This is a genomic window from Sodalis-like endosymbiont of Proechinophthirus fluctus, assembly GCF_001602625.1.
Taxonomy (GTDB): Bacteria; Pseudomonadota; Gammaproteobacteria; order Enterobacterales; family Enterobacteriaceae.
In genome coordinates this window covers 52,640-61,608 of sequence record NZ_LECR01000023.1, presented here as the reverse complement: position 1 = coordinate 61,608, position 8,969 = coordinate 52,640, and the positions used below count along the sequence as shown (strand labels likewise).

Sequence of the window (8,969 nt, the reverse complement as noted above, 5' to 3'; positions counted from 1 at the left end):
ATTGGCTGGGAGGACAGGACAACTTCTCTATACAGTGATTTCTCTCCCGGGCATCGTTGACGACCTGGCTATTTAACTGTCATTTTCCGGAGGCGTGCGTTATAACCGTAACAAAACCTTAAAGAGCAGCTATTACCCGCGCATACTGAACTGCATGCGCAACAACACGCGGTACAGTTCGAGCTGGCGCAATGCAACTACATAAAGAGGAAACCACTATAGGAGAAGCCAAGCCCTTTGTTATGCCCAGACGCGCTCAGTACAGTTGCAACAGACGCTGCGCACAATACTCTCGGGCATCGTCTCTTGGGGGACATAGGTATAGGATTTTATTAGCGACTTGCGCAACATTTCGACAATCGCCCGACCAGAGGGAAAAGGGGTTTGACATCCCAGGCACGGGCGATTAGTATGCTGCGCACTGCATAATTCCTCTGTAGTTCAGTCGGTAGAACGGCGGACTGTTAATCCGTATGTCACTGGTTCGAGTCCAGTCAGAGGAGCCAAATTCCAGAAAAGATCGCTTTGCTTTCCAAAGCAAGTTTTTTGATTTTAACGGTTGCTGACAGTCGGCGAAAAGCGGATGCAGCCGTTTTCAGATAGAGGCCTCAGAAAAAAAACTCCGCTAAGAAAACAGCGTTATTGCTAAGCTATCGATACAGACTAATCTGGAGCAAATGATGGATAAGGATACAATCGTTATTATCAATGAATCTGCGTAATCGGAAAAATGTCACATGATGCTGATGAATCTTACTCATATAGTAGACATGATTTTCAGGGCAAATATGATAGGTAGACAGCATGGTTACACCACTTTGAATACTCCAGAAACACTGCCTGTAGGGAGGGGAGGTTGCAGTTAAAATAGCCGGCGGTACGAACTGTTATATCTAGCATGCCATAGCCGTGACTTCATTCGATCTAGGCGAAACCATTAAGTTCATTTTCGTCGACGACGGTAACGGAGAAATGACAGTCGTGGAGATGCTAAACTACATGTTTTTTCATGGAACCTACTATCTCGGCACCGTGGGCTGGCGGGTGTCTGAATGTGGTGCTGTGCTTTCAAAGGATGTGCTGACAGTTCTTCTAAAGGATCATAATGACTGACAGAGGTTTCCTGCAAAGGCTTATGACCAGAGGCTTAATACCCTCATTGAGCGAATAGCCTACCTGCTGATGCGTCGCGATAGCTTTTACCATAGTCTGATGGACAGAATTAGTCCTACCAATCTTAACTTCTCGACCATGTATTAGCAGCTGTTGAAGCCTCTTCTGCTGCCATTTACTGATCAGACCGATAAACAAAAATATCCTCATGTCCCACACTGTTAGCAACGTATACCAGATAGCTGCCATACATAGCGACTAGCAGCGGGCAGACGACGAGCACCATAATGATTGAGCCTTTATAGGTAATGAGCCTCAGAATCAGCCCAATACCGCCGTCTATCACAAAGCTAATGAGTTGCACGGGCTGTGCACTGGCGCTGCTGATGGCCAGGTTGACCGACAGCTCACCGCTCTCGGTCAGACGCCAAAGGGTTTTTAGCGACAGCTATCGACGTTAGCGGGATTCGGCTGGATAGCCAGTTGGCCTAGGCTGCGCATTGCCAGATAAGGATTAATAGGATGGGTAAGCGCCTAGGGCACCAGCGAGTGAGTGAGACACCGTGGCGATGCGTGTCGCGGCCGGCCTAGCATTCTTTTTTTGCTGTGTCGAGCTAGATAATCGCCATATTACTCCTTATTAAACAGGGTGCTGTCCGTAGCATATCCCCTGGCGCGCAAGGCATTCCTCCATATATGCACAGTTGCCGATAACCTCCGTCGAAGATCGTTATGGCAGACGCCATCAACGCACCCGACAGGCGACCGCATTATGACCAGGTCGATGTTCCTCTCGCCCCGGAGCATAGCGCTTCGAGGTAATGCGGGTCTAACCTCCCGCTGAACCAAATGCCGATGTCGTTTGACTCAGGAAGGAAACGCCTGCCGGCAATAATTCACTGATACCTTAGTCCGGATGTTTAAGGGTTTGAAATTAGTTTTTTCGCTAAGGTAAGCAAAATATGCTCAGCGTCAACGACACCGGCGACGCTGTTGCTGCCCATCCTTTCAGGATGTTCTAGTATCAGTGATGACACTAGGCTGAAGCCAGCATTGAATAAAATATAAAATTATTTCTATTTAGCTTTAATTGTCATGATAAAGCTGCGCGCTATCGGCAGTATTCCGCGCAACAGGCGATGTAAGGAGTGAGTATCATCAGGGTCATTGAGTTGTAAGATTTTTGATGTAACGATGAAAGAAAGATATGTGATTACCCCGTCATTGTAGTGTTGCGTTTTTTACAGCGAATGCGTCACGGAAAATGGCCAACGGCAAGCTCACACTCTTGGTGGATAATAGGGAATGGTACCCTGGTTGGTATTATCCGCCTAGCGGCGTCCTCCGCTGCGCACCTATGCCTTGCGCAATGCCTGTCCTGAGCAGGGTAAAGTAGGTATCGAATTCGATGCATGGCGACAACGGCCAGGCGTCGCACTAGGTTATCCAGGCCTGCTCCGAAGCCCTCCTGCAGTTTATCACGTTCAATACCACATTCAATGGCCATAGCGGCAGCCTTGAATGAACCCCCTGACGGACGCGGTGCGCCGGTGCTACTGGTTGCTGATGAAACCGCGCTGACCGCGGCGCTGGGGATACTGAAATCCTTGGCTTTGCTGCCGACACCACCGCGGGTACAGGCGTTTTTTGAAGTGCTGCTCAGTACCGATTTCCAGAACCTGGATCATTATCTTTCGCTACCATCCATTGGCTGGCGCGCCAGCAGCCCCCATCAGTTCCATCAGCCTTATGGTTAGTCATTGCTGACGGCGCTGCAAACCCGACTAGTAATCCCCATGGATGAGCCACGTGCCCATATGGATGAGGCGGCGCAGGCTATCCTATTGGTCGGAGCTTTTGAGCAGATGTGGGAAAGCGCCGGGCCGGCGTATTCGGCGTTCTACGGCTGGATCGCCTATGAATCGTCAGAGGTGAAAACCATTCGCCGCTATTTAATTCATACTTGCAGCCTGCAGTGGGAGACCCTTAGCCTGATAGCCTAACTGTATAAACAAACAAGGCCTCGACGTTGATAAACATAAGCGTCGCTGGTGATATAAACACCGCTACAAAGGCGAGAGACAAGGCGATAAAAGGCCCTCAGAGGGGATAAATCTAATGGAAACTGATGGTCAACAGACCGTGCAGTAAATAACTGCTATAGCTTATGATCCCACCAAAGCGCAGCGACTGACTGCGCAATGCGCCAAACAGTTCATTGCCGCTCGCGGTGATTAAGAAAAAACCGTACGCTTCCCAGCGCTACTCCGGCCAGTACGTGTTTCCACCCCGGCCTGACTGAGTAACGCCGTCGTCTCGGCCTTAAAATCCTGACTGGTGTGCAAGGTGGCAGTCAGCATGCCGCAATCGAACGCAGACAAGATACTGTACTACTCCGCCGGGATCGCCCGCGCCCAGTGTAACCCTCTAGCAGCACGATGATCACCGCGCTCAGCACCATCAGTCACTGTATACGTCGCCGGAAAAATATCATCAGCAATGGAAATAGTAGATAAAACTTAACTCCATGGCTAACATTCAGAACACGATACAGAGTATCAGACAGATGGGCTTACTATCGGTGAACATCATGCCGCTGACAAATATCCAGGAGGACAGAGAACGCGGCAGATAGCCGCCGTTCATATTCGCAATAAAATCGATATCGTCGGACAGTAAATACACTGCCACCGTGACGAAATACATCGGCAATAGGCGGGTAGATGCGCCGTCGGTAAAAAGTGGTCGTCTCCCCGACGCCATGCGTGAGCGCCTTGGCCCCAATAACGCTCGGTCAGTTTAACCGTTAACCTGGATCAATACCGTCAGTTCCAGCAAATATGCCGTGATATTCGCACTGAGCGTTATGACGCACTTCCCAGACTCACGTCCATGGCCGGCAGAGCTGGCGTCCCGCACGCTGGACGATTTTATTGTCATCTTTTTCATATTCAGGCTTTGATGCTCAAAGAGCCATTTAGATAATTCTCAGCCGCCGGAAATAGTATCGGTGAGCAGTGTTTTCTCTACATATCGGTAATCGTCTTGATCTCGGGATCTCTTAGCACAATATCGATCGGATTCAAAATTAAGTACATTCCACAGAAGAGCGATCCTCGACCACTACTGTTTAAACTAGGAAATGGCCGGAATAGCTACATAGTAATATCTACATATTAGAAAAAATCATCTTTACCGGTAGAGAAATCGATATAAGCTATGTTATACTTATTCAGGATAATATTAATTTTAAAACCGTTTTTCTTATATAGTTTCAGATGACGCATTAATCATAGTATCCAAATACTTTTGGAATGAGGAGAAAATATGATGATCATTAAGTCTGGTAAGTTGCCATTTTTGCGGCTTTGAAATAAAATATCAGCAACAGAGAAAAAATATGCCTCAGGTGTTTTTTTGACAGTGCTCCTAGGATATTTCTATCAATGACCTAGAAGAAAAATATTTCCAAAACTGGTGAACTTTATTAGAATGATTCATAATAGTCGCCACTAACTCAATCAATGACCGTATAGTACATAACGCGTTCCTGGCTGCCATAATTAAATGTCCATGATACTGCATCATACAGTTATCACATATTAGTGTGCCGCCGTCTCGTCAGTAGTATGGGCCGCCACTTTCTGTGGATCGCATATATTCAAATACGATATGCAAGACATGGTCGATGATAATACGCGGCAACCCCAGGATCATACAGTTCGCAGGGAAAAAAGATGCTTAGCACCTATTTCGGAGTAGATGCGCACCAGCAGCAATAATAACTACAGTGCTTTCTGGTGTGCATATATTAATTTTCCGGCTCGCGATAAGACATGGAATAAAGCTTATCTGATCCCCATCGTGGATAACGCTAAATATTTTAAGCCAATCCGCCAAGGTCGGATCCAGCAGACGATAAGCTGCAGTGGCACCGGCAAACAGCGTTTCACCTCATGTAACGCGGTAAACTTTTGTAGATCGGACCGATACGCCTGGTCGATATGCTAAATATAATTTGTCCTGGTTTTCTTGTGCGAAGAATAAAATAGTATTCATTTCCCTGTGCCAGCCGGGCGGAGCCTGAGGATTACTGGAAAAACAGAGTGAACCAAAGAGATGAGAAAATGCCTCAAACGTTTTTTCATTTAACGAGCCTAACATGAAAGATAAATAACTGTATTTCAGCAGCGCCTGACAGAGGAAACGCCGTATCGGCGCTACGTCCACGTTCCCTTCATTTAAGGTAAATCCCTCGACTACTCCTCCTTATAAGAATATCTTGGAAAATATCTGGCTATTTATGAATAGAGCCAAGATCCAGTACCGACTGTTGATGAAATTCTGGATCGATCAGTTGATGAAAGTGAATAAAATCAGAACTCATTTATAACTCATGCTATATATTAATTATCTTTAATATTAAGTAAGTTAAATATTTTTTCTCAGATTGAATACATGCTTTCAATGTACAGGATAGAGTAAAAAAGATAAGTATCTATTGCTGGAATGTTAATATTATTAGCGCATTAAGATAACAATTGACTGATATCACTGATATTGCAGTCGGGTGGATAGTGGGACAGTCCTCGAGCTTGGCTCGCAATGATTACTCCCTCGGAGTATCTGGACCAGTGTTGGTGCTGCAGCGAGTATCCTCAACTGCAGAGGCGTATGCGGCGGCTACCAGGGCTCGTTGCCGCTTAGGGCCTATCGCGGTGGGAAGCCCTTCGCTGTTGTCGGTAGTTCGGCGCGGCTATTGGTCAGCAGCACGCTCAAATCTCATACAGCGAATACAAAGTCGCAAACACCAATTCATCACCTTGATGCGGCGAATAAAGCAACCTCCTCAAACTGGTAAGGTTAAGACGCCGTGGGGTTATAGCGCCGCTCTGTTCACCAGAGCCGAAAGTGCCTCGACTAGATGGCTAGATAGTCCTTCGCTTAGCGCATACATCACCAACTTCGTATCACGGCTGGCGTAGATCAGCCGCGCTGCTCGTAAGGCAGCGAGATTTTGAGATAGGCTCGGCTTGGTGGATGTTCATTACGTTTCCATCGCCAACACGGTCTGCGGCAGCTTTTGCAATAGCAACTCAATATGTAGCCTGATGGGTTGCTCAAACAAACACAACAGCTACAAGGTATGCTGGCAGCGGGATTGCGACACCTTACTCCTCCTTTTACCACCCGTAGCGGATCCGTGTAGGTCTTGTAGTATCAGTCTATAGCGCCGCTATCCGCCAGCAACGCCCACGCGCCTTCTATAGTACGTGGCAGCGGGATGATAATGTCCCCGCTTGGCTGCAATGCCTCAGGCGTATATAACGATAATTCATAGCTGAATTTGATAGCTTCAAGCTGGCGCAGCATTTACTCTACGGAACATCCCGTGGAGGAGATACTAGTTGATTTACTTTATAATCCCTTTTATATCAATCAGAAAAGTCTCAATAACCGTACTGGAGGAGTGAGAGTGATGCGGCAACATGCCAAACACCCGCGCCTCCACCATTAAGGGATCTTCTATGAAAGTCGCTCAGGCAGATCTCACCCTGATTAGGGTGAGCGGTAAGGTCCATCCTTTCATTATACAAAACATTTTTAGTCTTTGACATCATCACCGTATCCGCAAGCTGAGCTGGGCTACATATCAACCCGCGATCTGGACTTGCTTACCTGTGCCAAGATCATAGCAATAATAGGTGAGTATAACGCCGGCGGGTGCCCGAAACCGCGCTGGGTGTCGTTAATCAAAAACCCTGTTCGGCAATATCCATGGCGAAATAACTGAGGATAATATCTGCTCCTGCGCGCTTGATGGCACCTAGGGTTTCACGCACGATTTGCCGTTCATCAATGGCGCCGGCGGCCGCGGCGAATTTTATCATCGCGTATTCTCCGCTTACCTGATATGCCGCGAGAGGCAAATAGGTTGCCTCGCGGATATCGCGGATAGTGTCTAAAAAAGCTCCGGCCGGCTTCACCATCAGCGCGTCGGCCCCCTCCTGCTCATCCAGTAGCGACTCGCGAATCGCTTCGCGGCGGTTCATCGGGTTCATTTGATAGCTTTTGCGGTTGCCCTTCAAGGTAGTGCCGCCGGCTTCGCGGAACGGGCCATAAAATGCCGAGGCAAATTTGGTGGAATACGCCATGATCGCAGTGTCGGTGAAACCGGCGCTATCAAGGGCAGCGCGTATCGCCTGCACCTGCCCGTCCATCGCCGCCGATGGGGCGATAAAATCCGCACCGGCGTTCGCCGCTGACACCGCCTGACGCCCCAAATTCACAAGCGTAGCGTCGTTGTCGACCTCGTTATCGTGTACAACGCCGCAATGACCATGGGTGGTGTATTCGCAAAAGCAGGTGTCGGACATCACGATCATCTCGGGCATCGTCTCTTTACAAATGCGCACCATCCGCGCCACCAATCCGCTTTCATGCCAAGTATCGCTGCCAACCTCATCCAGATGATGTGAGATGCCGAAAGTCATGACGGATTGAATACCTGCTCTGGCATAGCGCTCGATTTCAAAGGCCAAACGTGATTCCGGTATTCTGACCACGCCAGGCATGGCGGATACCGGCACATAGTCGCTAACCTTCTCCTCGACGAATATCGGCAGTACCAGAGAGCTTAACTGCACCTCGGTTTCTTGGAACAAAGTGCGCAAAGCAGTATTATGGCGCAAACGGCGCAGGCGTGAAACTGGATAAACACTGGACATCTTTTCTCCTGCTAGTGGCTAAGCATTGATTGCGACAAAATGGCCGAACAAGGAACAGGTCCAAGACATTAAGCTCCGCTAGGATACAATCTGGCAATAATATCAAAGATGACGAAAAGTGATAGCATCGCTTTTGCCCACGACAACACGCGGGCGGCTGGGGTAGTACCTCTCATTGTACGACACTTTCAGAGGGTCAACGTCCAGCGATGTGCCAATTTCTGATATAATCAACCTAGCGACAACATAGGTGCAGGCCGCGAAAAAGGAAACACTGTGTGGTATTATAAGTCAACGCGGTACAAGTGCAATCGCCGCTCGTCAGCCACCGTACCCGCTGAGACGCAACTTCTGTCTGACCCGAAAAGGCGCTATATCCTTACACGCCGTGACGTGTAAAGTCTGTCTAAGGTTGTTGCGTTGAAAAACCCGCCTGACACAATGTCTGACACAATGAATGAAGGCTGAGTAGCAGGACACCGTCACTACCCCGGCAGACGCCGTAAGGGTAGCCAGCGTGAGCACCTTCACTTGCTGTTCATCGGTGCTCCGGCAGCTATTCCATGCAATTTTCTGCGCTTGCCGCCGATCACACTTTGCAATTTGGCGCTCCATTAACAAAAATGGAACAAGGGCGTATACCTCCGGCGTACCAACCGCGGGGTGGCGCCAAAATATATTCGTCGCCGATTTTTTGCCGAGGCTTAACAAGGGGCTGCTGATGTCCGCCGTGAAATTAGCGTTACGCCAGGTTTGCCGCAGTTTCGGTGCATTCACCGCGCTGGCGCCGACGGATCTGGAAGTGTGGCAAGGGGAATTTATTTGCTTAGTCGGTCCCTCCGGCTGCGGCAAAAGTACATTATTCAATGTCATTTCTGGCGTATTAGCCCCGGACAGCGGCCAAATTCTGATCGACGGCCGCGACGTGACTGGCAGCAGCGGCCACGTTGGCTATATGCTGCAAAAAGATTTACTGTTGCCGTGGAAGACGGTCATCGACAACATTGTACTAGGAGCGGTTATCAACGGCGGCGCTAGCCAGGCGCAGCGTGCGCAAGGCGTGGCTCTAGCCAGACGCTACGGCCTGGGGGAGTTTATCAATCACTACCCCGCTACGCTGTCTGGCGG

At 48.9% G+C, this 8,969-nt stretch carries 7 protein-coding genes and 1 tRNA gene; 5 read left to right on the top strand and 3 right to left on the bottom strand.

What is annotated here, in order from left to right:
- Positions 1-430 precede the first annotated feature (430 nt).
- Positions 431-506, top strand: a tRNA-Asn gene (locus BG74_RS02785).
- 403 nt (positions 507-909) lie between these two features.
- On the top strand, positions 910-1,113 hold the full coding sequence (locus BG74_RS16155) for a DinB family protein (RefSeq protein ID WP_244267191.1): 204 nt from the start codon (positions 910-912) through the stop codon (positions 1,111-1,113).
- Positions 1,114-1,288: 175 nt separating this feature from the next.
- Here BG74_RS16155 and BG74_RS12585 read toward each other — a convergent pair whose 3' ends face one another.
- Complete coding sequence (locus tag BG74_RS12585; RefSeq protein ID WP_187202537.1) at positions 1,289-1,477, bottom strand: hypothetical protein; 189 nt, start codon at positions 1,475-1,477, stop codon at positions 1,289-1,291.
- A 1,153-nt stretch (positions 1,478-2,630) separates the two neighbouring features.
- Here BG74_RS12585 and BG74_RS02765 point away from each other — a divergent pair.
- Together BG74_RS02765 and BG74_RS02760 are read left to right on the top strand one after the other, a co-directional pair.
- Positions 2,631-2,870 (top strand): SIP domain-containing protein, encoded by a 240-nt coding sequence (locus tag BG74_RS02765; protein ID WP_066596438.1) that lies wholly within the window; start codon positions 2,631-2,633, stop codon positions 2,868-2,870.
- 3 nt (positions 2,871-2,873) lie between these two features.
- Complete coding sequence (locus BG74_RS02760) at positions 2,874-3,116, top strand: ferredoxin reductase domain-containing protein (RefSeq protein WP_066596437.1); 243 nt, start codon at positions 2,874-2,876, stop codon at positions 3,114-3,116.
- A 535-nt stretch (positions 3,117-3,651) separates the two neighbouring features.
- Here BG74_RS02760 and BG74_RS12580 read toward each other — a convergent pair.
- Both BG74_RS12580 and hemB read right to left on the bottom strand, forming a co-directional pair.
- Positions 3,652-3,876: a hypothetical protein gene (locus BG74_RS12580; protein WP_187202536.1), complete on the bottom strand. Its 225-nt coding sequence runs from the start codon at positions 3,874-3,876 to the stop codon at positions 3,652-3,654.
- 2,990 nt (positions 3,877-6,866) lie between these two features.
- Complete coding sequence (gene hemB, locus BG74_RS02755) at positions 6,867-7,841, bottom strand: porphobilinogen synthase (protein WP_066596436.1); 975 nt, start codon at positions 7,839-7,841, stop codon at positions 6,867-6,869.
- Between the two features lie 694 nt (positions 7,842-8,535).
- On the opposite strand from hemB, the gene BG74_RS14735 reads away from it, so the two are divergent.
- Positions 8,536-8,969 (top strand): ATP-binding cassette domain-containing protein (locus tag BG74_RS14735; RefSeq protein WP_204376295.1); only part of this gene is annotated, 434 nt, incomplete at its 3' end.

Coding starts and splice junctions, on each gene's coding strand:
- BG74_RS12580 (WP_187202536.1), bottom strand. CDS start 3,876: ATGGCGTCGGGGAGACGACCACTTTTTACCGACGGCGCATCTACCCGC.
- hemB (WP_066596436.1), bottom strand. CDS start 7,841: ATGTCCAGTGTTTATCCAGTTTCACGCCTGCGCCGTTTGCGCCATAAT.